General features: G+C 71.3%; 18 protein-coding genes. 6 read left to right on the forward strand and 12 right to left on the reverse strand.

Annotation, left to right across the window (positions count from 1 at the left end; genetic code table 11):
- Positions 1 to 44: 44 nt before the first annotated feature.
- The 8 genes from fxsT to IE262_RS32260 all read right to left on the reverse strand — a co-directional run bounded on the left by fxsT (position 45) and on the right by IE262_RS32260 (position 14,102).
- Positions 45 to 3,056 carry an FxSxx-COOH system tetratricopeptide repeat protein gene (gene fxsT / locus IE262_RS32225; RefSeq protein WP_189878691.1) on the reverse strand — a complete coding sequence of 1,004 codons (3,012 nt, stop codon included), beginning with the start codon at positions 3,054 to 3,056 and terminating at the stop codon, positions 45 to 47.
- A 248-nt stretch (positions 3,057 to 3,304) separates the two neighbouring features.
- The gene (locus IE262_RS32230; RefSeq protein ID WP_189878788.1) at positions 3,305 to 4,768 is read right to left on the reverse strand and encodes an aKG-HExxH-type peptide beta-hydroxylase; all 1,464 of its coding nucleotides are present in this window, start codon (positions 4,766 to 4,768) and stop codon (positions 3,305 to 3,307) included.
- On the reverse strand, positions 4,768 to 5,937 hold the full coding sequence (locus IE262_RS32235) for an FxsB family cyclophane-forming radical SAM/SPASM peptide maturase (RefSeq protein WP_189878786.1): 1,170 nt from the start codon (positions 5,935 to 5,937) through the stop codon (positions 4,768 to 4,770). The genes IE262_RS32230 and IE262_RS32235 overlap by 1 nt, the downstream gene beginning before the upstream one ends.
- Before the next feature lie 266 nt (positions 5,938 to 6,203).
- Positions 6,204 to 6,455, reverse strand: a complete 252-nt coding sequence (fxsA, locus tag IE262_RS32240) for an FxSxx-COOH cyclophane-containing RiPP peptide (protein ID WP_229877691.1) — start codon at positions 6,453 to 6,455, stop codon at positions 6,204 to 6,206.
- Positions 6,452 to 9,874, reverse strand: a complete 3,423-nt coding sequence (locus IE262_RS32245) for an SAV_2336 N-terminal domain-related protein (RefSeq protein ID WP_229877693.1) — start codon at positions 9,872 to 9,874, stop codon at positions 6,452 to 6,454. Before IE262_RS32245 ends, fxsA begins: the two co-directional genes overlap by 4 nt.
- A gap of 127 nt (positions 9,875 to 10,001) precedes the next feature.
- Positions 10,002 to 11,051 carry an AAA family ATPase gene (locus IE262_RS32250; RefSeq protein WP_189878693.1) on the reverse strand — a complete coding sequence of 350 codons (1,050 nt, stop codon included), beginning with the start codon at positions 11,049 to 11,051 and terminating at the stop codon, positions 10,002 to 10,004.
- Between the two features lie 133 nt (positions 11,052 to 11,184).
- Positions 11,185 to 13,503: a VMAP-C domain-containing protein gene (locus IE262_RS32255; RefSeq protein WP_229877695.1), complete on the reverse strand. Its 2,319-nt coding sequence runs from the start codon at positions 13,501 to 13,503 to the stop codon at positions 11,185 to 11,187.
- Positions 13,500 to 14,102, reverse strand: a complete 603-nt coding sequence (locus tag IE262_RS32260; protein WP_189878695.1) for a CU044_2847 family protein — start codon at positions 14,100 to 14,102, stop codon at positions 13,500 to 13,502. Before IE262_RS32260 ends, IE262_RS32255 begins: the two co-directional genes overlap by 4 nt.
- Before the next feature lie 228 nt (positions 14,103 to 14,330).
- Between IE262_RS32260 and IE262_RS32265 the strand changes: the two genes are divergently transcribed.
- The 3 genes from IE262_RS32265 (at position 14,331) to IE262_RS32275 (ending at position 16,862) form a co-directional block, all read left to right on the forward strand.
- On the forward strand, positions 14,331 to 14,513 hold the full coding sequence (locus IE262_RS32265) for a DUF6104 family protein (RefSeq protein ID WP_005312030.1): 183 nt from the start codon (positions 14,331 to 14,333) through the stop codon (positions 14,511 to 14,513).
- Positions 14,514 to 14,731: 218 nt separating this feature from the next.
- On the forward strand, positions 14,732 to 15,736 hold the full coding sequence (locus IE262_RS32270; protein ID WP_189878697.1) for a DUF4097 family beta strand repeat-containing protein: 1,005 nt from the start codon (positions 14,732 to 14,734) through the stop codon (positions 15,734 to 15,736).
- Position 15,737: 1 nt separating this feature from the next.
- Complete coding sequence (locus IE262_RS32275; RefSeq protein ID WP_189878699.1) at positions 15,738 to 16,862, forward strand: PadR family transcriptional regulator; 1,125 nt, start codon at positions 15,738 to 15,740, stop codon at positions 16,860 to 16,862.
- 72 nt (positions 16,863 to 16,934) lie between these two features.
- On the opposite strand, the gene IE262_RS32280 is transcribed toward IE262_RS32275, so the two are convergent.
- From IE262_RS32280 to IE262_RS32295, 4 genes are all read right to left on the reverse strand, one after another.
- Entirely contained in the window at positions 16,935 to 17,531 is a 597-nt protein-coding gene (locus tag IE262_RS32280; RefSeq protein ID WP_189878701.1) for a Clp protease N-terminal domain-containing protein, read from the reverse strand.
- Complete coding sequence (locus tag IE262_RS32285) at positions 17,531 to 17,740, reverse strand: helix-turn-helix domain-containing protein (RefSeq protein WP_134029649.1); 210 nt, start codon at positions 17,738 to 17,740, stop codon at positions 17,531 to 17,533. The genes IE262_RS32280 and IE262_RS32285 overlap by 1 nt, the downstream gene beginning before the upstream one ends.
- Before the next feature lie 72 nt (positions 17,741 to 17,812).
- Positions 17,813 to 18,778 carry a zinc-binding dehydrogenase gene (locus IE262_RS32290; protein ID WP_134029646.1) on the reverse strand — a complete coding sequence of 322 codons (966 nt, stop codon included), beginning with the start codon at positions 18,776 to 18,778 and terminating at the stop codon, positions 17,813 to 17,815.
- Between the two features lie 438 nt (positions 18,779 to 19,216).
- Positions 19,217 to 20,458, reverse strand: coding sequence for an NAD(P)-dependent malic enzyme (locus tag IE262_RS32295; protein WP_189878702.1), 1,242 nt, complete (start codon positions 20,456 to 20,458; stop codon positions 19,217 to 19,219).
- 671 nt (positions 20,459 to 21,129) lie between these two features.
- On the opposite strand from IE262_RS32295, the gene IE262_RS32300 reads away from it, so the two are divergent.
- Genes IE262_RS32300 through IE262_RS32310 form a run of 3 tightly spaced genes read left to right on the forward strand, consistent with a single transcriptional unit; the run spans position 21,130 to position 23,842 of the window.
- Positions 21,130 to 22,095 carry an ABC transporter substrate-binding protein gene (locus IE262_RS32300; protein WP_134029639.1) on the forward strand — a complete coding sequence of 322 codons (966 nt, stop codon included), beginning with the start codon at positions 21,130 to 21,132 and terminating at the stop codon, positions 22,093 to 22,095.
- Between the two features lie 38 nt (positions 22,096 to 22,133).
- Positions 22,134 to 23,069 carry an amino acid ABC transporter permease gene (locus tag IE262_RS32305; protein ID WP_134029636.1) on the forward strand — a complete coding sequence of 312 codons (936 nt, stop codon included), beginning with the start codon at positions 22,134 to 22,136 and terminating at the stop codon, positions 23,067 to 23,069.
- Positions 23,066 to 23,842 carry an amino acid ABC transporter ATP-binding protein gene (locus IE262_RS32310; protein ID WP_308432822.1) on the forward strand — a complete coding sequence of 259 codons (777 nt, stop codon included), beginning with the start codon at positions 23,066 to 23,068 and terminating at the stop codon, positions 23,840 to 23,842. Before IE262_RS32305 ends, IE262_RS32310 begins: the two co-directional genes overlap by 4 nt.
- Positions 23,843 to 23,883: the final 41 nt, after the last annotated feature.

Below are 23,883 nucleotides of genomic sequence, written 5' to 3' on the forward strand. Positions count from 1 at the left end.
TCCCAGTTACGCAGGGAGTTATGCGCCCCCAGGCACCCGGCCCGTCAGGTCGCCTGGGGTTCGAAGTCCCAGTAGGGCCGGTTGCGGGCGCGAGCCGAGATGGTGTGGACGTGCTGCTTGCCCAACGTCTCGGCGAGGTCGGACAACGCCTCCTGTTCGACCTTCTCCGCCTGCTGACGCTCCCTCAGTCCACGGAGGTCTGCGGCGAGGGCGACACGGGCGGACAGGGTCAGGGGGTGGGTGCGCCCGAGTGACTCGGTGGCCCTGGTGACCGTGTCCCTGCTGAGCACTGCCGCCGACTCGGGATCGCCGACGAGGTTGCGCAGGGCGGCGGCGTTGATGGCGCAGCCGAGGCTCCAGGGGTGGTTCTCGCCGAGGGCCGCTGTCATGTCGGCCAGCGCCTGCTCGATCACTACGTGCCCTTGCTCCCGCTCGCCCACGCTCCGTAGGACCAGGGCGTGGTTGGCGCGGATTCCGGCGACAAACGGGTGGTCTTCGGCGAGCATCACTTCGTAGCGGGCGACGATGGATTCACTGGCCTCACGCGCCTGGTCGATGTCGCCGTGCTCGCGTGCGAAACAGCTCTGGCTGACGGCGAACGCCAGCGTCGACGGGTGTGTTTCGCCCATCACACGCTCGCCACGCTCCAGCACGCGGGAGAACAGCGCCCCCGCTTTGTCCCGATCACCGCCGCGGTACTGGCACAGCGCGAGATTGTGCTCGGCACGCAGGGTCTGCGGATTGTCGACACCCATCACGAGGCGGTGCTCCCGCACGCTCTTCCCCTGCACCGACTCCGCCTCGGCGTAGCGACCCAACAGGCGCAGATCGATCGCATAGGAGGTCTCTGACCAGAGGGTCCATGGATGCCGGCCCCTCAGCAGCGACCGACGCGCTTCCATCGTGCGACGGTCGATGTCCAGAGTCTCCGCGTAACGGCCGAGCAACCGCACCGAGTGCCCCAGGTTGTTCAGCGCGTTGAGTGTCCGCGAGTCCTGTTCGCCGAGCAGGTCCCGGTAGGTGTCGTACACCCGCTGGGACAGCTCCAGCGCCTCCTCGTAGCGGCCGAGGCCGCGCAGGTCCGCGGCGAGACCGCTGGCCGTGCGCAGGTAGTCCAGGTCCCGCTCGCCGCGCTCGTCCCGCAGGTGTTCCGCGGCAGCCCGGTCGATGGTCTCCGTGCTCTGGAAGTCACCCGCCGAGCGCAGTGAGTTGGCGTAGTGGTAGGTCAGCTCCCAGATCCGGGGATCGGTCTCGCCGAGCAGGGACCGCCAGGCCGCCAGAGCACGCTCGCCGAGCCTGATGCCCGACGTGTACTCGCCGGTGAACCACATGTACCGCAGGCAGTTGAGGACCAGTCGCTGCACGCCCGGGTCCTTGCTCTGCAAGGCGTCCGCGTACTCCAGGTGCGGGACGATCTCCGCGTACCGGTCCCACAGGCGGGTGTCGGTGGGCCGTCCGGGATCCGCCGCCGCGAGCGCCCGCCGCACCACGTCGATGAACTCGCGCCGGTCCTCGTCCGGCATGTCCTTGCGCACGATCTGGTGGACCATCCGGTGCAGGTACAGGGATTCCCCGGAGGACGCGACCTCGTCGGTGGCCACCTCGTGGGACTCCAGGCGGACCACGGAGTACTGGCGCAGCTGGTTGATGGCCTTGTTCCACAGCAGCGGGTCGTTGAGCAGCCCGGCGATCTGCTCGGGCACCTCGTCGGGCGGCATCTCCTTCAGGAGTCGGACGGGGACGGAGCCCGGGGCGAAGAAGGTGCACAGCCTGAGCAGGGCGACGGATTCCGGGACGGTCTCGCGGAGCTTGTTCAGCAGTATCGACCAGGCCGTCTGGAACGCGAGCGGGAAGTCCGCGGAGACCTTGACCACGTCCTGGTCGATGCCGCCGTCCAGCAGCTGGAGGTACTCCTCGACGGACAGGTCGGAGTCGTTGAGCCAGCCCGCCGTCTGGTCCAGCAGGAGCGGCAGGTCCTCCAGCGCCTCGGCCAGCTGGTCGGCCTCCGTCTCCGTCAGCCGCGGCGCTCGGCGCCGGATGAACGCCACCGACTCGTCCCGGTCGTACACCGGCACCTCCAGGAGTTGGCTGTTGTGCTCACTCCACTCCGGATTGCGGGTGGTGATCAGTACATGCCCGGGTCCCGTGGGCACCAGGTCCCAGATCTGCTCCGGTTCGTCGGCGCCGTCCAGGATCAGCAGCCAGCGCGCGTACGGATCGCCCCGGCGCAGCGAGTCGCGTACGGCCCGCAGTCGCTCGCCGTACTCCGGACCCGTGGACAGGTCCAGTCTCGGGGCGAGTTCGGCGAGGAAGCGCCGGTAGGTGACACGGCTCTCGGCGTTGACCCACCACACGACGTCGTACTCGGATCCGAACCGGTACACGTACTCTGCGGCGACCTGTGTCTTGCCCACGCCCGACATGCCGTGCAGCGCCGCCACGCCGGCGCCCCGTTCGGCGCCCTGCAACAGGTGGTAGACGTCGTTGAGCAGCCTCTCGCGGCCCGTGAAGCGGGTGTTGCGGCGTGGCACGCCGCCCCACACCTCGGGCATGGCCGCGGGGAAGCGCGGCCCGTGCCGCTCACCGTCCGCGGAGTCCGGCAGCGGATCGCCCGGCAGGTCGAGCCGGTCCAGCAGGCGCCGCTCGGCCTCGTCGGCGCCCATGTTGGTCAGGTCCGTCGGTGCCAGCACCGCGGTGGCCGTGGGGACCGGGGCCGTGGTGACCGAGACGGCCGCGAAGCGCGAGGGGTCGGGGGCCACGACCTCGCGCAGGGCCGCGTTCCACTCCTCATGGGTACGGGGACCCAGCTGGAAGTACCGCTCGCTGACGACGATGAGGATCCGGCCCTCGGCGAGTTTCAGATCACGCAGCAGGTCCACCAGGGGAATCTCCGCCGGGGAGTCGTACCGCAGGTACACGACGCGCAGACCGCGCCGCTCCAGCCGGTCTCCGATCCAGACCGCCCAAGCTCGGTTGAACCCTGCGAAGCTGATGGTGACGGTCTGCTTCGCGGCCGCCCTCCCGGTTGGCCTGACAGGCGTGCGAGCTTCAGACATGCAGGCGGCCTCCCCGTTCGTAAATCCCTGATTCTAGAACTGCGACGCCGCGACGGGACAGCCGCTGACGGCAGCCAAGGCGGCACTTCGGATCGCCTCCCGGGGCGACGATCTTCGCGTACGGCACCGCCGACCACCAGGACCGCCCTCTCACTTGAACTCATTCAGTCGATTTCGATCTACTCCAATCGCACTATCGCTTAAACGATCTGATGTGGTCACACTCGATCACGGAGGCGGGGAGAGCATCATGGACGAGCGGGAGCATGACGCTGCGTCCACAGGGCTCGGGTGGCCTCCACATAGGCCCGCGCCCGCGCGACATGGCCCCGGGGCGGGGGTTGCTCCGCCATCCGCTCGTACACGGTGACCATCTGATCAACGAACCGGCGCCCCCGCGCGGTGAGGTCGGGCGAACCGACCAGGACCGGCAGCACCGCCCCCACCTGCTCGCGACAGCGCGCGTGCTGCGCCCACGCGGACTCCCGCTGGGCCGGGTGTGTGGTGACGAGCGCACAGCGCTGGAAGAAGTCCGCGAGTGCCAAGTGGGAGTAGGCACCCTGCAGCAACCCGTCGTACGGCCGTGGGTCGGGCCGCCATGGCGCGAAGTACCGTGCGCGTGCGTCGGCCTGGTGGAGCGTCACTGCCTCACTGAGCGCCGACAGCTTGGTGTGCTGCAATTCGTGGACCAGCGTCGCCGCGAACACCGCCGACGTGGGCGGTGTACTGCTCAGCAACGCCCCGAACGCCTCACGCCGGGTCCCGCTGCAACTGCCGCTGCCGTGCTCGTCCGCGCCCGCCCCGGGCGGCGTCGCCAGCGGGACCAGGCAACGCAGCAGAGCCGTGGCCTCCGCGACCCGGTGCTCCCCGCCGAGCCGCAGCGCGGCCGCTGTCCCCGACCATGCCTGGAGCCACCGCTTGCGCTCGGCGTCGTCGAGGGTGACGGGGCCGCTCAGGCCGTGGTACCGGGGGGCGCCGCGGACGGTGCGGTACGGGTCGAGGTCGTCCAGCGGCATCGGCGCGGAAGCGGGCAGCAGGCCGGGGAGAGCGTGCGCGGGTGACCACGTGGGAGCGGAGGACCAGGCACCGAAGCCGCTCTCCAGGTGCACGGTGACGTCGTCGGCCTCCCGCCGGCGCAGCGTCAAGCGACCCTGCCGGTGCACCGCCTCGACTTCGGCATCCCCGCTCCCGGCCGTGCTCAGCGCCCCCAGCGAGGGCAGCGTGAGCACCCCGTCCCAGGCGGTGAGCCGTACCGTGAAGGAGATTCCCGCACGGGCGGCGGCCACGGCCGCCAGGGCGCTGAAGTGGGACAGGTCGTGTCTGAGGTCGCGTATCCGTTGCTCCGTACACCCGCCGGACCCCGGGTCCAGGGCGCGCAGACAGCGCCGGGCCCAAGGGCCGGCCAACGGGGACAGGAGCAGTGCGCGGGCGGGTGACAGCGGCTCCGCGGACGGCATTGCGTCGGCCGTTCCGGCAGGAGGGGCCGTGCGGACCCCGTCCGCCTCCTCCAGCAGCCCCCAGTCCTCCCGCACCCGCCTCCGCGCCCCCGCGGAGCAGACCGCCGGATCGGCCCCCTCCACCGCGTCCAGTACCGCCCGCAGCATCAGCAGGCGCCGTGTGTCCTGGTCGCGGACCAGAAGGGCGAGAGTGTCGGGGCCGCCCTCGGTGCGGCCGAGTTCGAGGAGGGCACGGTCCGGGACCGGCGGGAGTATCACGGGGTGCCCCCTTCGCACGAGGCGGACGACGGTGCGGACGACGGTGCGGACGTCAGCGCGGGTGACGAGCCGGGGGCCACGGCCGCCGGGGCCGTGTCCTCGGCCAGTCGCCGCGCCACGTGGCGGATGAAGCGCTGGAGGTCCGCGCAGTAGACCGAGGGGTTGGCGAAGCCGTGTCCGGCCCGGTAGCGGTGGGCGTAGTGCCCGCCGCCGCAGACGGAGAGCAGCGGGCACGACCGGCACTCCTCCGCCAGCGCGGACACGCCCGCCTGGCGCGCCGCCACGCCCGGGTGGTGGAGCGCCGCGTCGAAGCCGTGACGGAAGACGTCCAGGCCCGTCTCCGCCGCCCCCTCGTAGCAGGACTTCAGGGAGTCGACCTGCTCGATGGAGCCGTCCGTCTCCACGACGAGCGCGTCGAAGGGCGCGAGGCCCAGTGACTCCGTGGCCGCCGGAAGGCCCAGCAGCAGCGCCACGCACTCCTCGAAGAGCCGTACCCGGGTCTCCCGCCGCCCGGCCCGCCACCAGCGGTCGAAGACGGTGCACAGCCACGCTCCGTGGGCGGCGTCCGCCAGGTGGGGTGGCGGGGCCGACCAGTTGCCGTGGGGCAGCAGGAGGTCCAGGGCGGGTGGGCGCAGGGCGAGGAGCGAGTCGTAGGTGTCGAGCGGGTCCAGGGTCGGGTCCACGACCGTGAGGATTCCGGCGTACGACGACGGGAAGCGGTCCGCGAGCAGGCGTGCCCCGCGCACGGCCGCCGGCCAGGACGGGCGCCCGGCGTGGTCGACGCGCCGTGCGTTGTGGGTGGGCAGGCCGCCGTCGAGGCTGATGCCGACGCGGATTTCGTGGCGGGCCAGGACCGCCAGCCGCTCCTCGGTGAGGAGGGTGGCATTGGTCTGGACGGTGGCGTGCACCGCGCAGTCGGGCGGGACCCGTTCGCGTACGAGAGCGGTGAAGCGGGCGAGTGTGTCCGCGCCCGCCAGCAGGGGTTCGCCGCCGTGCAGCACGAGCGACAGCGCCCTCAGGGAGTGGGCCCGCGCGTGCTCGGCGATACGGGTCGCCGTGCGGTCCAGGACGGCCGGCGGTGCGGCCGCGGGGCGGGCGCGCCAGGAGTGGTCGGGGCCCTCGTAGAGGTAGCAGTAGCGGCAGGCGAGGTTGCAGCGGCCGTGCATCTTGACGATGAACTGCCGGAAGGGGGTGGGGTTCTGGGCCAACGGGACGGGGTTCTGGGATGTCGGGTGGGGAGCGACCTGTGCAGACACTCCGGCACCCCCATGCTGTACGGCCCGCACCTGCGCGCCACGGCCCCCTACCCGTGCCCGGGCCTATTCCCTGACGGAGAACCGACAAACGCCAGTCGGCTCCCCACCGCCGGTTGCGCGGATATTTCGACCTGAACTCACCCCTTGTGAGCTGCGCGCCTCGGTCCCTGCCGCCCTCAGAAGGCGTTGTTGAACCCCCACAGCATCTCGCTCGGCCGCGCCGCCCGCTCCCGCAGATCCTCCAGCACCTCACGCAGCACCGGATGCTGGATCGTCCTCAGCTCCGCCAGGTCCAGCTCCAGCAGGTCCGGGAGCGGAGGCTGCGGCCGGCCCGAGCCCATGGCCCCGGCGGACAGCTGGTTCTCCGGCTCGCGCGCGGGCTCGTCCCGTACGTCCATCCTCAGCCCCTCTTCCCTCTCCCCCGTCACTCCAGCTCCGCCAGCCGCTGTGCCGTCTGCCGTGCCGTCGGCTCGCTGGTGCTCACCATGTCGTCCGGCAGCCGCGCCCACTCCGCGCGGGCGGACCGATAGGCCTCCCTGGCCGCGCGTGGGCGGGCGGCCGCCTCGTAGGACATACCCCGCCAGTGGTACGCCTGCGCACCCAGCTCCACGGCTTCCTGGCGCCGCCGCTCGGTCTCGGCCCCCTCCTCCGCCTCACGGGCCGACTCCGCGGCGCTGCGGAACGCGTCCACCGCCTCGTCGAGGCGGGCCGGGCGGTCCAGGCTCTGGTACGCCTCGAACTGGGCCTGGCCCAGTTCGAGCCAGCAGTGGGCCGCCAGAAGGGCGTCGTCCGCGTCGGCCGCCGCGAGCCCGAAGAGGTACTCGGCCTCGCGCAGGTCCACACGGTCGCCCCGGCCCCGGTACCGGAGCATCAAGGCGCGGCCGAGCTGGAGGATGCGGTGGGCCAGCCGGCCGCTGCCCGCCGGGGTCTCCGTACGGCAGTCGCGCAGGACGCGGATCGCTCGGGACAGGTGTTCCTGGGAGCGGGCGCCGCTCTCCAGCTGCGCCCGGCGCAGCAGCACCTCGCCCCATTCTGCGAGCACGTCGGCGTGGGCGGGGGCGTCCCGTGGCATGCGGTGGGCGGCCTCGCCGAAACGGGCGGCCGCGTCCTGGAGTTCGAGCGGGTCGCCCGAGTCGGCGTACCGGGCGACGTGGATGCGCCCGGCGCGCACCAGGAGCGCGGCGCGCAGGCCCTGTTCGCGGGTGACGGCGAGCGCCTCGTCGACGCGGGACCCGGCGTCGTCCAGGTCGCCGCCCGCCCTGAGGAGCGCGTCGACCAGGTCGAGGAGGATACGGACGCGTTCGCGCGACGCCCCGGGGGTGGCCGTTCCGTCCTCCGGGACGGCCTCCAGCGCCGCGCGCAGCGACTGGGCGCCCTGTTCCGCGTACCCGCGGGCCTGCTCGGGGTCGGTCGTGGCACCGGACAGGCGGAGCAGGACCCGGCCGTGGGCGAGCGGGAGTTCGGGCGGGCGCTCGCTGCGCTCGGGCCAGGCGTCGGCGAACGCCTCCAGCATGCCGACCGCGCCCTGGAGCAGCGCGCTGTCCCCGCCGAGGGACCACTGGGTCTCCAGGGCGCCGACCCGTTCCAGGGTGAGCCGCAGCGCCTCCTTGTCGTCGTCCAGATGAGGGTCGGCGCAGGCCACCGCGTACTCCCGGTCGGCGCGCCGCAGCAGGTCGAGCGCGCCCCGCCGGTCACCGTGGCGCCTGCGGTCGGTGGCGGCCGAGCGCAGCACCCGGGCCAGCACGGCTCGTTCGCGTACGGCGCCGGGGTGCGCCACGGCCCGTTCGGCCGCCGTCTCCGCCTCGCGCAGCAGGTCGGCGCCGCCCTGCACCTCCCACAGCCGCAGCAGGCAGTGGGCGTACTCGGCCCACAGTTCGGGGTCCCGGTCCGTGGACTGCTCATGCTCGGTGGCGCCGCGCAGGAACTGCACCGCGTCGATCAGGTCCTGCACCATGCTCTCGCGGTCGAAGCGGGCGAGCAGGTCGCGGGCCCGGTGCACCGCCTGGTGTGTGGGCCGCTCCTCGGCCGGTCCGGTGCGCTCCCGGCTGCCGTACAGGGCCAGTTGGCGGGGCAGCGGCATGAACCGCTCCAGGACCCGTGCGGCCACTTCCGCGAAGGGCTGGGGGACCAGGTTCGCCGCGCCGTTGAACCCGGTCTCGCCGTTCTCGTCGTTCTCGCCGGTCCCGCCGGTTCCGCCGGGGTAGCCGGTGCCGGGCGCGTACGGGCGTCCGGCGGCCTGTGCCGCCTCGTTCCGATCGCCGCCGTGGCCGCCGCCATCGCCGCCGCCGAGCTGGGCGAGGGCGAGGGCCGGGAAGTTGGGCCCACCCTTGCCGAAGCGCTGTTCGATGTACTCCGAGCAGTGTTTGAGGACCAGCATGGCCTCGTCCCGGCCCAACGGCGACAGCAGCGACTCCTGCACGCCCGGCGCGAACTCGTACCACTGGGCGCCGTCCGTGCCGTACACCTGCCTGGCGCGGGTGAGCAGGCCGCTGAGCAGGACCTCGGCGAGTTCGGACGGGCCCGAGTCGGGCAGCATCGTCCGCTGCACGAGCTGCATCACCGGCAGGCAGAGCGGAGCCGCCGCCAGATAGACGGCGAGGCGGCCCGCGGCCGGGGACGCGGTGGCGCGGAACCGGCTGACCAGTTCGAGCGGGGAGAGGCGGCGCCCGGGGCGCGCGGCCGGGGCGGGCGGCTGGTCCGCGCGCACCCAGCCGACGGCACCGGCCACCGGGCCCGCGCCGGCCCCGGACAGCAGCCGCGCCCAGGCGCCGAGCGCCACCGGCTCGGGCGGCAGCACGGGCACGGGGAGCGCGCCCTTGCGGTTCTCCGGAGTCCGTCCGGCGGCGGTGCGCACGCGCAGTGCGGCGGCGCCGCCGAGCGCCTCGCCCCGGGTCAGCTCGCCGTAGGTGACGGGCAGCCGGGTGCGGTTCCACATGCGTTGCGGCAGCGGCTGGAGTACGGCGGCGGGGGCCTGCCGGGACAGCTGGTGCAGCAGCCGGTGGGCCTGGCCGCTGTGCCAGAGCGGGCCCGCGCAGTCGCTGACGAGGAGGGTGATCCGGCGTCCGGTGGGGTCGCTCAGCCGATCCGTGGAGTGCAGGGGCGCCGCGTACGCGTCCGGGCTGCGACTGACGGCCGGCGCGCCGTCCGGGCCCTGGTGGAGATGACTGACCTGGATGTCCCAGAACGCCCCCAACTGGCCGAAAACCTGCTCCAGTTCGGCGAACATCCGGCCCCACACGCGCATCGACGACGAGGCGTCCATGACCAGTTGCAGCCGTGCGTCGGCGCGGGTCACCGCCCGGTGCACCGGCAGGATCAGCCCTCCGGCCCGCGCGCTCAGCTCGGCCGTGGCGGTCTCGTCGAGCACTTTGCGCAGGGGCGGCGCGGCACTCCGGTAGCCCTGCAACGGCCTTAGTGCGCGCTGGAGTTCGAGTGGGGCGGGGAGGGCGGGGGCCGCCGGTACCCCCACCGGCAGCGCCGTCGCCCGGCCCGGCCCGCCGGTGCGGGGCGCACCGTGCTGCGGCACCGGGTACAGGGCCACGCGCCGGTCACCCTCGCCGTCGTACGGCTGGGGCCGCACAGGCGCGGGAGGCGGCGGGGTGTCCGGTTCACCGGGGCCCGTGACGGGGCCGGGGGTCGGCGTACGGGGCGACACGGGCCCCACGCCCGGGTGAGCGGGCGGCTCGGTCTGCTCGTCGCCGTTCGCGGGCCGCGTCCAGCGGGCGAGCCACAGGGCGTCGCACAGCGCCTCGGCGTCGGGGTCGAGGCCGATCTCCCTGAGCCGGGCGATCAGTTCGGCGATCGGGTCGTGCCCGGGCACGTCGGACGCTCCGTCGCCCCCGGGCATGACGGATGCTCCCTCGCCCGCGGGCATGACGGAGTGTCCGGCGTCGGGGCCATCGCCGGGTGTCCCGCCCGGTGTCCCGCCGGGGGAGCCCGGACCGTGGCCCGCCGCAGCGTCGGGCATCAGCGCCTCACCTCGGGCGGTCGAGTCGCTGGATGAGCAGGTCGGCGAGTCGGTCGCGGCTGGCCGGGGCGGCCGCGTCGGTGAGGTAGATCGCGTTCAGCAGTTGGTCGGAGGCGAGGAGCTCGCTGCGGGAACGCTCCAGGAAGTGGGTGATCAGATCGTCGCCACGGCGCGCGGCCTCGTCGCCCAGGTGGGCGCGTACGAAGGTGGCGAGCCGTTTGTGGTCCGGCCGGCCGAGCTCCAGGTGGATGCAGCGGCGCATCAGGGGAGCCGGGAAGTCGCGCTCCCCGTTGCTGGTGAGGACCACGAAGGGGAAGGCGCGGCAGCGCACCCGGCCGTCGCGCACCCGCACCTTGGCGCCGTCGGCGGTGAGCACCTCGGCCTCCCCGTCCGGCAGCCGGTCGGCGACGCGCTCCAGTTCGGGGATGGCGAACTCGCCTTCCTCCAGCACGTTGAGCAGGTCGTTCGGCAGGTCGATGTCACTCTTGTCGAGCTCGTCGATGAGCAGTACGCGGGGCATGTCGGAGGGCAGCAGGGCGGTACCGAGCGGTCCGAGGCGGATGTAGCTGCCGATTCCCTCGACGGCTCCCGGGCTGCCGGCCCCGCCGCCGGCCGCGCTTGTGAACCCTCCCTGCGCGGCGATCTGCACGTCCTGGAGCCGCGCGATGGCGTCGTAGTGGTAGAGGCCGTCCTGGAGCGTGGAGCGGCTGACGACGGACCACTTGAGGACATTGCCCAGCCCGAGTTCGTACGCGACGGAGTGGGCCAGCGTGCTCTTGCCGGCTCCGGGGCTGCCGGTGACCAGGAGGGGACGGCGCAGATAGAGCGCCGCGTTGATCATCTCCAGTTCCTCGGCGCCGGGCCGGTGCAGTTCGGCGAGGTGCCGGTGCGCGCCGAGTCGGCGGTTCTGGGAGCCGTCCGCACCGGGTCCGGCGGTCTCCCGGCTCGCGAAGTCGCGCCACGGCGGGGGCGGGGGCAGCCGGTCCATGCCGTCGTGGGGTTCCCCGGCGCCTCGGTAGATGAGCCACTCGCTGGATTCGGTCCTGGCTTCGGTCATGGTCCGGTCCTCGTCGTCACTCGTCCGCCCCTGGCAGCCGTCGAACACGCGTTGCGGTCGGTAGAACGTGCATCACCGTATCGATCCGCCGGAAGCCTGGTAAGTGCCCGGCGGGCTCCGGGACTTGGCCGGTTCATGGGGCCTCCAGCAGGTCACCACCGGCACCGGGCAGGGGCTGGTGCGGATCGTCGTAGAACAGCGCGATGCCGTCCGCCCAGAACGTCTCCGTGCGCCCCGCGCGCACTCCTGCGCGCAGCGTGCGCACCAGCTCCGGGAGCCGGTCGGCGCCGCCCGCGACCGCGACCGTGTCGCCCGCCCTCCGGTGGAACTCACCGCACACGGCATCCGTTCCCCCACTCCAGCGCCGCCACAGGGCCACGCCGAAGCCGCCGTGCACGATGCGGGCAAGCGCCATCGCGTCGCCCTCGAAGCGCTGGTCGCCGTAGCGGCACAGCACCGGCACGGCGCCGGGATGCAGACCACGGAGCCGGTTCACGGTCGGTACGGGTATCCGTAATCCGTCGTCACAGTCCAGGACTTCCGCCTTGGCGGCATGCGCGTGCACCCAGTGCCAGCGGGACTCGCGCTCGTCGTGGGTGTGCGGGGTGCGAGGCGGGTCGTGAGGGGCGAGCGCGCCATGCGGGTCATGCGCGGTATGCGGGTCGTGCGCGGCATGCGGGTCGTGCGCGGCATGCGGGTCGTGCGCGGCATGCGGGTCATGCGCGGTATGCGCGTCGTACGCGCCAGGTGCACCTTGTGCGCCATGTGCCGCATGTGCCGGGCGTGGGTCATGCGCGTCGTCTGCGCCGTAGGGCCGGTCACGCTCGGAGGGCCAGAACTCTCCCTCATCGAACGGCTGCTCGCGGTCGGCGCTGCGGACCACGACGGGACGGTACGCGCCCAGCGGGGGCTCTCCGGGTGCCAGCTGCCAGGCGTCCACGGCGAGTCCGAGCAGCGCATGAGGCAGCGCCACCTGGAGGACGGCGGGCCGTTCGTCCTCGTCGCACCGGCGGAACGCCTCGGCCAGAGCTCCGGCGAGGTGCTCGGGGAGTCTGTCCAGGGGAGCCTGTTCGGCCTCGTCCAGGCGCTCGATCTCCCCGCCGGGATGCACCACGGAGACCCTCCAGTCGCAGTGGTCGCGCTGCCAGCCGCGCTCCAGGAGTTCGAGCAGCGCGGTGGGTACGGTTCGTCCGGGGTCCGGCCTGCCGAGACGCTGTCCTGCGGACGGCGTCCCCGGAGCCTGCGACCGTTGCCGCATCCATTCCGTCCGCAGTTGCGCGAACCTGCGCCGGTGCTTCGGGGAGAGGCGCAGCGCGGCCTGCCGCACCCATTCCCACAGGGCGTGCTCGGCATCCTGGGTGCCGGGAGTGGAGAACGGACGCTCGGCGAACAGGACTCCCACCACATAGTCGAGGAGGAGCTTCAACGCGCCGTCCTGGCGGGCACTCGCGTACAAAGCGCCGAGACCGTCACGCCAGCCGCGCGGCGCCGGCGGCGGAACCGCGGCCTCGTGGTCCGGAAGGGAGTCGAGGAGGTCGAGCAGGCTGCGGGTGCTGACCGGAGGCGGGAGATCCGCGAGCCGGCCGAGCAGCTCGACGCGCTCGTCCGGGCTGAGGGTGCGCCCGGGGCGTGCGCGGAGCTGGCTCTGCGCGTCGGCCCAGGTGGGGCGGACGGAGTCGGCGTGCCGCTGCCTGTCCCGGTGGTAGCGGTCATGGGCGTGCAGGACCGCCTGGTACAGGTCGTCGTGCTCGGCGCGCTTCTCCTCCCGCGGCACCGGCAGCGTCCGTAACTGCTCGATCCCCATGGAGGTGCCCCCGCTGCCGCGGTCCGACCGGGACTTCAGGATGCCGACGACCTCGCCGCGCTCGGGGTCGACCACCGGTCCTCCGGAGACGCCCGGCGGCAGGTCGTTGTCGCCCAGCCGCATCTGCACCCCCGCCGACGCTCCGCGCACGCCGCCGTGCACCGAGAGCGGGCCGTCCATTAGCACCAGCTGCCCGCCCAGCACGGTCCAGCCGGCATAGAGCACCTTGCTCTCGCTGTAATACGCGGCGGGCCGCTCGGAGACGTACACGCACTCGTGGTCGACGGGCTCGCGGAGCCGTACGAGGGCGAGGTCCGGAGCCGGCCAGGTGCCCTGTGCGGGAAGATCGGCGCACTCCGGGAGGGTGGCCGCCACTTCTCCGGCGACAGCGGTGGCACCGCGGCCCGAACCGGTCTCGTAAACCACGGTGACCTCACCCCCCTTCCCGCTCCTCGGCACGTGCGCGCAGGTCAGAACCCAGTTCGGTGCGACGAAGAAGCCGCTTCCGAGGAACGTCCCGGGCTCGTCGAGGGCATACCCGACGCCCGCCCGATGGATGCGCACTGTCGCGGCCATGACGAGTTCACGGAGCGCACGATGGGCGTCGCCGAACCCGTCCGATGCGCCCGGGGCGTGCCCGCCCGTCATGCCCCGCTCCTGGTGACGGGGCCGTCCGCGCCTCCATGCACCGAAGCGCCGGGAGACGCGCCCGCGTGCGCACCACCACCGGGCCGGTCGCCCTGGCCGGAGCGGGGAAGGGCTGGATCACGAGGAGACAGACCAGGCGAGTCCGGACCAGGCGAGTCCGGAGCACGCGAGCCCGGACCACGCGAGCCCGGATCGGGCGAATCCGAACCATGCGAGTCCGGACCGGGTAGATCCGAACCGGGCGAGCCCGGGCCGGGCGGCCCGCCGTTCCAGGTCAGCGTGACCTTGATGCCCGCCTTGGTCTCCCCGTCTGCGAGCAGACCGACGACCTTGCCCGCCTTTGCCGTCAGCTCGATCCCGAACTCGACGCTGACCTCGTCCGGGCGGACCGCGCGCAGGGGTGCGGCCAGCGAGCGCGCGACGCTCGTGACGACCGCCTGCAGGCTCTCGACCTGCGCCTCCACCCGGTCGGCGAACCCGGTGTCCGTATACGACAGCTCCCCGGACGGTACGGCCAACTCCTCGGCCCCCGATATCCGGGCCCACACGGGCGTCCCGTCCGGCATCTCGATCCGCGCGACGCGCGTCACGTCCCCCATGGCATCCCCCGTTTCCCCGTTCCCCTGAGCCCCATGATCCCGCCTGCCCGGCGCGCAGGCCAGTGGTGTCGCGGCCGGCCCGCGAGGGCCCTCAGGCGCCCAGCTGAGCCGCCTATCCTTTTCCTTGGCTCCCCTCCCAGGAAGTCCTCGCCCTTTGTTGCGGTAGGGGAAGAGTTCTTCCCGCGAGGGAGGATTCCCACCCTTCACAGAACCGACGGAGCACCACCCATGTACTTCACCGACCGTGGCATCGAGGAGCTGGAGAAGCGGCGCGGCGAGGAGGAGGTCACCTTCGAGTGGCTCGCCGAGCAGCTGCGGACGTTCGTCGACCTGAACCCGGACTTCGAGGTGCCGGTGGAGCGCCTTGCCACGTGGCTGGCGCGGCTGGACGACGAGGACGACGAGGAGTAGAACGGCGCCTCCTGGCCGCCGACTGCGCTTCGGCCGCCTCGCGAGTGGGCGGCTGGTGCTCACCTCAAGGAAGCCCTTTGCTTTACACAGGACGTTTTATCCGCATAAGTCCCCACGGGCTCACCAGAACGGACGCCTTGACTTTCCGCGACCGCGATATATCGTGAACGACAGAAGACGCGATATGGCGCGTCCGTCCGGTCGAGGAGGTCCGCACCATGTCCGAGTGGTCCGTCACCGAGCCACGGAAGCTCACGTTCGACGACCCCGTGACGGCGCTCCATGTACGCGTCGTCAATGGAACGGTGAACGTCGTGGGCACGGACGAGGGTCCGCCGCGCCTGGAGGTGTCCGACATCGAGGGGCCGCCTCTGACGGTGACGCAGAAGGACGGCACGCTGACGGTGGCGTACGACGACCTCCCCTGGAAGGGCTTCCTGAAGTGGCTCGACCGCAAGGGATGGCGCCGAAAGGCGCTGATCTCCCTGACTGTTCCGGCCCGCACACGCGTCGAGGTGGGCGTCATAGGCGCGACGGCCGTCGTCTCCGGACTCGACGGCAGTACGGAGGTGAAGGGCGTCTCGGGCGACACGACCCTGGTCGGCCTGTCGGGCCCGGTGCGCGCGACGACGATCTCGGGGAACGTGGAGGCGCAAGCCGTCACCGGCGAGCTGCGGTTGAGCTCCGTCTCCGGTGATCTGACGGTCATCGAGGGTTCCTGCCCCACCGTGAAGGCCGACTCGGTGAGCGGTTCGATCATCCTCGACCTCGACCCCACGAACAGCCCCACGGACCTCGGCCTCACCAGCGTCTCGGGCGAGATCGCCATCCGGCTCCCCCAGCCCGCGGACGCGGAGGTCGAGGCGAACACGGCGAGCGGCACGATCACCAACGCCTTCGACGACCTCCGGGTCAGCGGCCCCTGGGGTGCCCACAAGATCACGGGCCGTCTCGGCGAGGGCAAGGGCAGGCTGAGGGCGACCACGATCTCGGGCTCGATCGCCCTGCTCCGCAGGCCCCCATCGGAGGACGAGTCCCCGGCCTCCCCGACTTCTCCGGCCCCGGCTCCGGCCCCTTCGGATACGTCCAACTCGTCGAACACGTCGAACACGTCGAACACGTGGAACTCGTCACCCCCTTCGGACCTGGAGGACCCGAAACCGGCCGGCACCGGATCCGGCGAGAATGCGTCCGACGGCACGACCGACAAGAAGGTTCTCTGACATGCCCCCCGTCTTCGCTCATGGACGCCTCCGCCTCTACCTGCTGAAGCTGCTGGACGAGGCCCCGCGCCACGGCTATGAGGTGATCCGCCTCCTGGAGGAGCGCTTCCAGGGCCTCTACGCGCCGTCAGCGGGCACCGTCTACCCGCGCCTGGCCAAGCTGGAGGCCGAGGGCCTGGTCACGCACACCACCGAGGGCGGCCGCAAGGTGTACGCGATCACGGATGCGGGCCGCGCCGAACTGGCCGACCGCAGCGGCGAGTTGGCCGACCTGGAGCTGGAGATCCGCGAGTCGGTGGCGGAGCTGGCCGCGGAGATCCGTGCCGACGTCCGGGGCGCGGCGGGCGACCTGCGCCGCGAGATGCGCGCGGCGGCCTCCGAGGCGCGCAAGGGCACCAGGAGCGGGGCCCGGGAGCAGGGCCCGCTCGGCGACTTCGGGGACTACGCCGACAAGGAGGCCTGGCGCGCCGCGAAGGAGGAGATGCGCCGCGTCAAGCAGGAGTGGAAGGAACAGGCCCGCCGGGCGAAGGACGAGAGCCGTCGGGCCCGCGAGGAGGCCCAGCGAGCCCGCCGCCAGGCCAAGGAGGCCCAGGACCACGCCCGCACACAGGCACAGGAGGAGTTCCAGCGCCTCGCCAAGCGCGTTCAGGAACAGGTCCAGGACCACTTCGCGCGAGGCGACTGGCCAACCGGGGTACGCGAGGGGCTCTCCGAACTGGCAAAGGAATTCGGCGATTTCGGAAAGGACTGGGGCAAGGACTTCGGCTTCGGCCGCGCAGGAGCAACGTCCGACACAGGCACGGGCACGGGCACGAAGACAGGTACCGGGACCGGGACCGGGACCGGGACGGACACGGCGGGGGCACCCAACACCGCCACCCCCTCCCCGGAGTACACGACCACTCCGGGGGACTTCCCCGCCGAGTACGAGCCCGTCTGGGCCCACGAGCCCTCCACGGGCAACCCCGCCCGCGACCTGGACCGCCTCCTCGACCGCTTCCGTGACGACATCCGCGACACGGCCCGCGACCGGGGCATCACAGAGGACCAACTCCGCGAGGCCCGCCGCCACTTGTCCACGGCGGCGGCCCACATCGAAGCGGCGTTGCGGGCACCCAAGGGATGAGGTGATGGGAACGGCGGCGAATGGCGGGTGCCGACGAGACAGCGAGGCGGCGAGGCGGCGAGCCTCAGGCCCTCATCCGGCCTTCGCCTGTCCCTCGCCACCCCACAGCACTCGTTCCACCGCCATATACGTCACCCCGTGATCCGCCAGGACCTCCGCGGCGACCCCCGGGCGTGCCGTGAGGGCCAGAAGCAGGTGCTCATCTCCGATGTGACGGTGGCGATGGGCCAGGGCGACGCGGAGGGACTGGGCCAACAGTTGCTTGGCACCCGGGGCGAAGGGTCGATGACCGGCCCACCGGCCACCCCTCACCTTCTTCTTCCCGTCCCCCTTCCCGTCCTCCCTCCCGGACTCCAACGCCCCCACTCCATGGACCTCTTCGACCCGGGAGACGATCTCCGTCAGGTCGATACCGAGGCCGGAGAGAGCCTCCGCGTCGGCGCGGGAGAGACCGCCACGACGGTGGGCCTCGGCGAGCGAGCGCTCCATGGAGCCCCGCTGCTCGGCCAACCCCAGGGCGTCCAGGGCGAACGCGGCGCGGCCGGCCTCCCGGTCGAGCAACGCGAGCAGCAGGTGCTCCTCGTCGACCATGGCCGCGCGTGACCGTTCGGCATGGTCGACCGCGCCGAAGACGACGGCGCGGGCGTCCTTCGTGAACCGTTCGAACATCACTGCCTCCCGTACTTCTTGTGCACGGCCTGCCTGCTCACCCCGAGTTCCGCGGCGATCTCCTGCCACGACCAACCCTGATTGCGCGCACTGCGCACCTGAACCGCTTCCAACTGCTCCAGCAGCCTCCGCAGCGCGGCGACCGCCCGCAGTCCGATCCGCGGATCACGGTCACCCGCACGCGCTGCGAGATCCGTTGCTTCGGTCATGACGTCAACCTATGTTGACACCCTCCATAATGTCAACCCCAGTTGACGCCCTTGTGCTCCGCCCTTTCTCCTTCAGGGAATCGTCAGCACGATCTTCCCGAACAGATCACCGGCCTCCAGCCGCTCGAAGCCCTCCCGGGCACGGTCGAGGGGCAGCACCTCGTCGATCACGGGCCGCACACCGGTCGCCGCACAGAAGGACAGCAGATCCTCCAACTCGTCCTTCGTGCCCATGGTGGAGCCGACCACCTTCAGCTCCAGGAAGAAGATGCGGGTCAGTTCGGCGTGGGAAGGCCGGTCACCACTGGTGGCACCCGAGATGACGAGCGTGCCACCGGGCTTCAGGGACTTCACGGAGTGGGACCAGGTCGCGGCGCCCACGGTCTCGATGACGGCGTCGACGCGCTCCGGCAGCCGCGCCCCCGACTCCAGCGCCTCCACCGCGCCCAGCTCCACAGCCCGCTTGCGCTTCGACTCGTGCCGGCTGGTGGCGAACACCCGCAGGCCGGCGGCCTTGCCCAGCACGATGGCCGCGGTGGCGACACCGCCACCGGCGCCCTGGACGAGGATCGAGTCACCCGGCCGCACTCCGGCGTTCGTGAAGAGCATGCGATACGCCGTCAGCCAGGCCGTGGGCAGACAGGCGGCCTCCTCGAACGACAGTTCCTTGGGCTTCGGCAGTACGTTCCACGTGGGTACGGCGACGAGTTCGGCGAACGTCCCCTGGTAGCGCTCGGTGAGGATGGAGCGCGGCTCCTTGGGTCCCACCCCATGACCGCTCTGTCCGATCACCGAGTGCAGTACGACCTCGTTGCCGTCCTCGTCCACACCCGCCGCGTCACACCCGAGGATCATCGGCAGTTTGTCCTCACCCAGCCCGACGCCCTTCAGGGACCACAGGTCGTGGTGGTTCAGCGAGGCCGCCTTCACCCTCACGGTCGTCCAGCCCGGCCTCGGTTCGGGAGCCGGACGCTCCCCCAACTCCAGCCCGTGAAGGGGCTGGTCACGGTCAATCCGAGCAGCGTAAGCAGCGAACATGGCCCCGACCTTAGGGCTCCGCCCCGACCGAGGGAACCAGCCCCGGCTGTGACATGCCCCTCCGGGTCGCGCAGTTCCCCGCGCCCCTAAAAGCCTGACACGCGCCCGACATCACAACGCACCGCCGCCACAAAGCACCGGCAGCCGCGTACGCACGGCAGGGGGTGTGCCGGGAGGTGTCCGCCCGCAGCGGCCGGCGTCCGCCGCCGAGCACCTGACTCCCGCACAGACCCGCCGGACCGAGGACGGAGACCTCCCGGCGCGCCCCCGACCCCGCACGAACCCCAGGCGCCCAAGCCACCACAACGGGAAAGCCGGGCAACAATCCGCCACACATCACCCACCCGGCCGAAGCCTTGGCCCCGAACCAACGCATTGGGCTCCGCCCACACCGGACGGAGCCCAACTCGAACAGGAACCCGCGGAGCGACCCCGCACCTACCGGCGCGCGACCCCTTCCGCCCGCGCCGCCGCAGCGACCGCCGCGGTGACCGCCGGGGCGACCCGCTCGTCGAAGGGCGACGGGATGACGTAGTCGGGCGCGAGATCGTCACCGACGACCGCGGCCAGCGCGTCAGCCGCCGCGATCTTCATGCCCTCGGTGATCCGGGAGGCCCGCACCTGCAACGCCCCGGCGAAGATCCCGGGGAACGCCAGCACGTTGTTGATCTGGTTGGGGAAGTCGGACCGCCCGGTGGCGACCACCGCCGCGTACTTGTGGGCCACGTCCGGGTGCACCTCGGGGTTCGGGTTGGCCATGGCGAACACGAACGCACCCTCGGCCATCGACGCCACGGCCGGCTCCGGCACCGTACCGCCGGACACCCCGATGAACACGTCCGCACCCGCCAGCGCCGCCTCCAGCGACCCCGACAGCCCGGACTTGTTCGTGATCTCCGCGAGCTCCCGCTTGACCGGAGTCAGGTCGTCCCGGTCGGCGGAGACGACTCCCTTGCGGTCCGCGACCGAGACGTCCCCGATCCCTGCCCCCAGGAGCATCTTCGCGATGGCGACCCCGGCCGCGCCCGCGCCCGAGATCACCGCCCGCAGATCACCCAGCTCCCGCCCCGACAGTCGCGCGGCGTTCCGCAGGGCCGCCAGCGTCACGACCGCCGTACCGTGCTGATCGTCGTGGAAGACCGGAATGTCCAGCTGCTCCTGCAGCCGACGCTCGATCTCGAAGCACCGCGGTGCCGAGATGTCCTCCAGGTTCACACCGCCGAACGAGGGCGCGAGCCGGACCACGGTCTCGACGATCTCGTCCACATCCGTGCAGTCCAGCGCGATCGGCACGGCGTCGACGCCCCCGAACTGCTTGAACAGGATCGCCTTGCCCTCCATCACGGGGAGGGAGGCCTCGGGCCCGATGTCCCCGAGCCCCAGCACGGCCGTGCCGTCGGTCACCACGGCGACCACGGACGACTTCCAGGTGTAGTCGTGGACGAGTGCCGGCTGCTCGGCGATGGCGGTGCACACTCGGGCGACGCCGGGTGTGTAGGCGAGGGACAGGTCGTCCTTGTCGCGGACCGGCACGGTGGCCTGCACGGCCATCTTGCCGCCGCGGTGCAGCGCGAAGGCGGGGTCGAAGGAATCGAGAGGCTCGCCCCCGCCTTCCTGGTCCGCGTTGCCGCTGCTGCCGCCGTTGCTCTCGGTGGGAGGATTCACGATCTCCGCTGCCACTTCGTTTACCCCTTAGGTCTTCACTGTCTGAGGGTTGGTCCACTCCCGGTCGGGGTGGGCGGGCACCACGCACGGTCCCGATGGGCTATACGCACGGACGGATGGCCGAATGGCCGATACGTACAGGCGGATGGCCGGATACGCACGGACAATGCGCGACGGACGCGCCGCACACGCGCCCTGGGCCCCGGATGAGGGGTGTAAGGAACCTTCTTACCCGACGCACGGCTTCGACGACGAGTCCAGCACGTGGAGGTCACATACCGGAGACGTGACACAGAGGTGGATTCACTCAGCCGGCGACCGCGCCCGTGACATGTCACACAGCCGCTCACACGGATGCTCACCCAGCTGCCGCCGGACCGCCGCACACCTGCGACGTTCACGTCCGACCGCACCCTGTGATGCACCGGAGATCTTCCGGCCGGAAGGAGGGATTCCCGCACAGCATCCGGCCCTGGCGGACCGTCCCGCGGCGGTTCGGGGGTCACCCGTTATCCGATTTTGACATATGGAGTCACCTGACTGCCCAAGTCAGAGTGGCAAGATGCCGTAATCGCACAAGGTCGCCACACCCAATGACGTGTGTTGTCGTCGACTGACGTGTGTTGTCGTCGACCCAACGGCACAACCGCTGTATCTCTCAACCACCCCCGCCGGAGGACACCACCATGACCGCAGGCAAGACCCGTCGCACCACCGCCCCGCGCTCCCGGACGGCCGCGGTCGGCGCGATCGCGGTAGCGGGCGCCCTGCTGCTCACCGGCTGCGGTGACCAGACCAAGGACAACGGCAGCGGCAGCGGCTCGGAGAAGACGAACACGAACTCCGCGCCCCTGGCCGACAAGCTGCCCGCGGACATCCGTAAGGCAGGTGTCATCAAGGTCGGCTCGGACATCTCGTACGCGCCGGTCGAGTTCAAGGACGACTCCGGCAAGACGGTCGGTATCGACCCCGACCTGGCCGACGCGATGGGCAAGCAGCTCGGCGTGAAGTTCGAGTTCGAGAACGGCACCTTCGACACGCTGCTCGGCGGTCTGCGCTCCAAGCGCTACGACATAGCCATGTCGGCCATGACGGACACCAAGGACCGCCAGGAGGGTGTCGACTCCGACACCGGCAAGAAGGTCGGCGAGGGCGTCGACTTCGTCGACTACTTCACCGCGGGTGTCTCCATCTACACCAAGAAGGGCGACACCCAGGGCATCAAGACCTGGTCCGACCTGTGCGGCAAGAAGCTGGCCGTCCAGCGCGGCACGGTCTCGCACGACCTGGCCAAGGCCGAGGCGAAGAAGTGTCCCAAGGGCAAGGCGATGTCCATCGAGGCCTTCGACAACGACCAGCAGGCCCAGACCCGGCTGCGGTCCGGCGGCGCGGACGCGGGCTCCTCCGACTTCCCGGTCGCCGCGTACGCGGTGGCGAAGTCGGGCGGCGGCAAGGACTTCGAGCTCGTCGGCGAGCAGGTGGAGGCGGCGCCGTACGGCATCGCGATCGCCAAGTCGAACACCGAGCTGCGCGACGCCGTCAAGGCGGCGCTGGACGCGGTCATCGCGAACGGCGAGTACACCAAGGTCATCGAGAAGTGGGGCGTCACGGACGGCGCCGTCAAGGAAGCCACGATCAACGGCGGCAAGTGAGCGCGTTCCCGTCCTCGCGTCGCTGAAAGGCAACATCCGTGACTGACATCAAGAAGACGGACAGGCCGGCGGAGACCCCGCCGGCCGGGCCGGAGGCCATCAGAGCCGTCCCGGTCCGGCACTACGGCCGGTACGTCACCGCGGTCGTGGCCCTCACCATCCTGGGGCTGCTGATCTGGGCATTCGCAGGCGGCGCCATCAACTGGGGCGCCATCCCCGACTACTTCTTCAACGACCGCATCCTCAAGGGTGTCCGCGAGACCCTGCTGCTGACGTTCCTGTCGATGCTCATCGGCATCGTCGGTGGCGTCGTCCTCGCCGTGATGCGCCTGTCGAAGAACCCGGTGACCTCGTCGATCGCCTGGTTCTACATCTGGTTCTTCCGCGGCACCCCGGTCCTGGTCCAGCTGTTCGTCTGGTTCAACCTCGGCTTCGTCTTCGAGTACATCAACCTCGGGCCGGTCTACAAGGACGAGTGGTCCGACTTCATGACGCCGTTCCTCACGGCACTGCTCGGCCTCGGCCTGAACGAGGCCGCGTACATGGCGGAGATCTGCCGCGCCGGCCTGCTGGCCGTCGACGAGGGCCAGACCGAGGCGTCACACGCCCTCGGCATGAGCCACTCCAAGACGCTGCGCCGGATCGTCATCCCGCAGGCCATGCGGGTGATCGTGCCGCCCACGGGCAACGAGGTCATCAACATGCTGAAGACGACCTCGCTGGTGGCCGCCGTCCAGTACTACGAACTGCTCCGGTTCGCTCAGGACATCGGCACGACGTCCGGCGCCACGGTCGAGATGCTGTTCCTGGCCGCCGCCTGGTACCTGATCCTCACGTCGGTCCTGAGCGTGGGCCAGTACTACATCGAGCGGTACTACGCACGCGGCTCCAGCCGCCAGCTTCCGCCGACTCCATGGCAGCGGGTCCGCACCCACCTCACGTCCCTCTCCAGCCGAAAGGGGGTCGCGGCATGACGAGCGCCATGACGACCGCCATGGTGAAGGCCGAGGGCGTCCACAAGTCGTTCGGCCATGTGCAGGTCCTCAAGGGGATCGACCTGGAGGTGAAGTCCGGCGAGGTGTTCTGCCTCATCGGCCCCTCCGGCTCCGGCAAGTCGACCTTCCTGCGGTGCATCAACCACCTTGAGAAGATCAACGCCGGCCGGCTGTACGTGGACGGGGAGCTGGTCGGCTACCGCCAGAAGGGCGACAAGCTGTACGAGCTCAAGGACAGCGAGGTCGCCCTGAAGCGCCGTGACATCGGCATGGTCTTCCAGCGCTTCAACCTGTTCCCGCACATGACGGCCCTGGAGAACGTCATCGAGGCGCCGGTCCAGGTCAAGGGCGTCAGCAAGGGCCAGGCCAGGGAGCGGGCGATGCAGCTGCTGGACCGCGTCGGCCTCGCCGACAAGGCCGGCAGCTACCCGTCCCAGCTCTCCGGCGGCCAGCAGCAGCGCGTGGCCATCGCCCGGGCGCTGGCGATGGACCCGAAGCTGATGCTCTTCGACGAGCCGACCTCGGCACTGGACCCCGAGCTGGTCGGTGACGTGCTCGACGTCATGCGCGACCTCGCCGAGTCCGGCATGACGATGGTCGTCGTCACCCATGAAATGGGGTTCGCCCGCGAGGTCGGTGACAGCCTCGTCTTCATGGACGGCGGTGTGGTCGTCGAGTCCGGCACCCCGCGTGAGGTTCTGACGAACCCGCAGCACGAGCGCACGCAGTCGTTCCTGTCGAAGGTGCTCTGACGGTCCGCTGAGAACGGGAAGGAGACGGGCGGTGCGCACCT

Origin of the sequence: Streptomyces bluensis (genome assembly GCF_014650715.1) — a bacterium.
GTDB classification, from domain to species: Bacteria; Actinomycetota; Actinomycetes; order Streptomycetales; family Streptomycetaceae; genus Streptomyces; species Streptomyces bluensis.

Coding starts and splice junctions, on each gene's coding strand:
- IE262_RS32285 (WP_134029649.1), bottom strand. CDS start 17,740: ATGACCGAAGCAACGGATCTCGCAGCGCGTGCGGGTGACCGTGATCCG.
- IE262_RS32280 (WP_189878701.1), bottom strand. CDS start 17,531: ATGTTCGAACGGTTCACGAAGGACGCCCGCGCCGTCGTCTTCGGCGCG.
- IE262_RS32255 (WP_229877695.1), bottom strand. CDS start 13,503: ATGACGGGCGGGCACGCCCCGGGCGCATCGGACGGGTTCGGCGACGCC.
- IE262_RS32260 (WP_189878695.1), bottom strand. CDS start 14,102: ATGGGGGACGTGACGCGCGTCGCGCGGATCGAGATGCCGGACGGGACG.
- IE262_RS32290 (WP_134029646.1), bottom strand. CDS start 18,778: ATGTTCGCTGCTTACGCTGCTCGGATTGACCGTGACCAGCCCCTTCAC.
- IE262_RS32310 (WP_308432822.1), top strand. CDS start 23,066: ATGACGAGCGCCATGACGACCGCCATGGTGAAGGCCGAGGGCGTCCAC.
- IE262_RS32265 (WP_005312030.1), top strand. CDS start 14,331: ATGTACTTCACCGACCGTGGCATCGAGGAGCTGGAGAAGCGGCGCGGC.
- IE262_RS32275 (WP_189878699.1), top strand. CDS start 15,738: ATGCCCCCCGTCTTCGCTCATGGACGCCTCCGCCTCTACCTGCTGAAG.
- fxsT (WP_189878691.1), bottom strand. CDS start 3,056: ATGTCTGAAGCTCGCACGCCTGTCAGGCCAACCGGGAGGGCGGCCGCG.
- IE262_RS32250 (WP_189878693.1), bottom strand. CDS start 11,051: ATGACCGAAGCCAGGACCGAATCCAGCGAGTGGCTCATCTACCGAGGC.
- IE262_RS32235 (WP_189878786.1), bottom strand. CDS start 5,937: ATGCACGGCCGCTGCAACCTCGCCTGCCGCTACTGCTACCTCTACGAG.
- IE262_RS32300 (WP_134029639.1), top strand. CDS start 21,130: ATGACCGCAGGCAAGACCCGTCGCACCACCGCCCCGCGCTCCCGGACG.
- IE262_RS32245 (WP_229877693.1), bottom strand. CDS start 9,874: ATGCCCGGGGGCGACGGAGCGTCCGACGTGCCCGGGCACGACCCGATC.
- IE262_RS32270 (WP_189878697.1), top strand. CDS start 14,732: ATGTCCGAGTGGTCCGTCACCGAGCCACGGAAGCTCACGTTCGACGAC.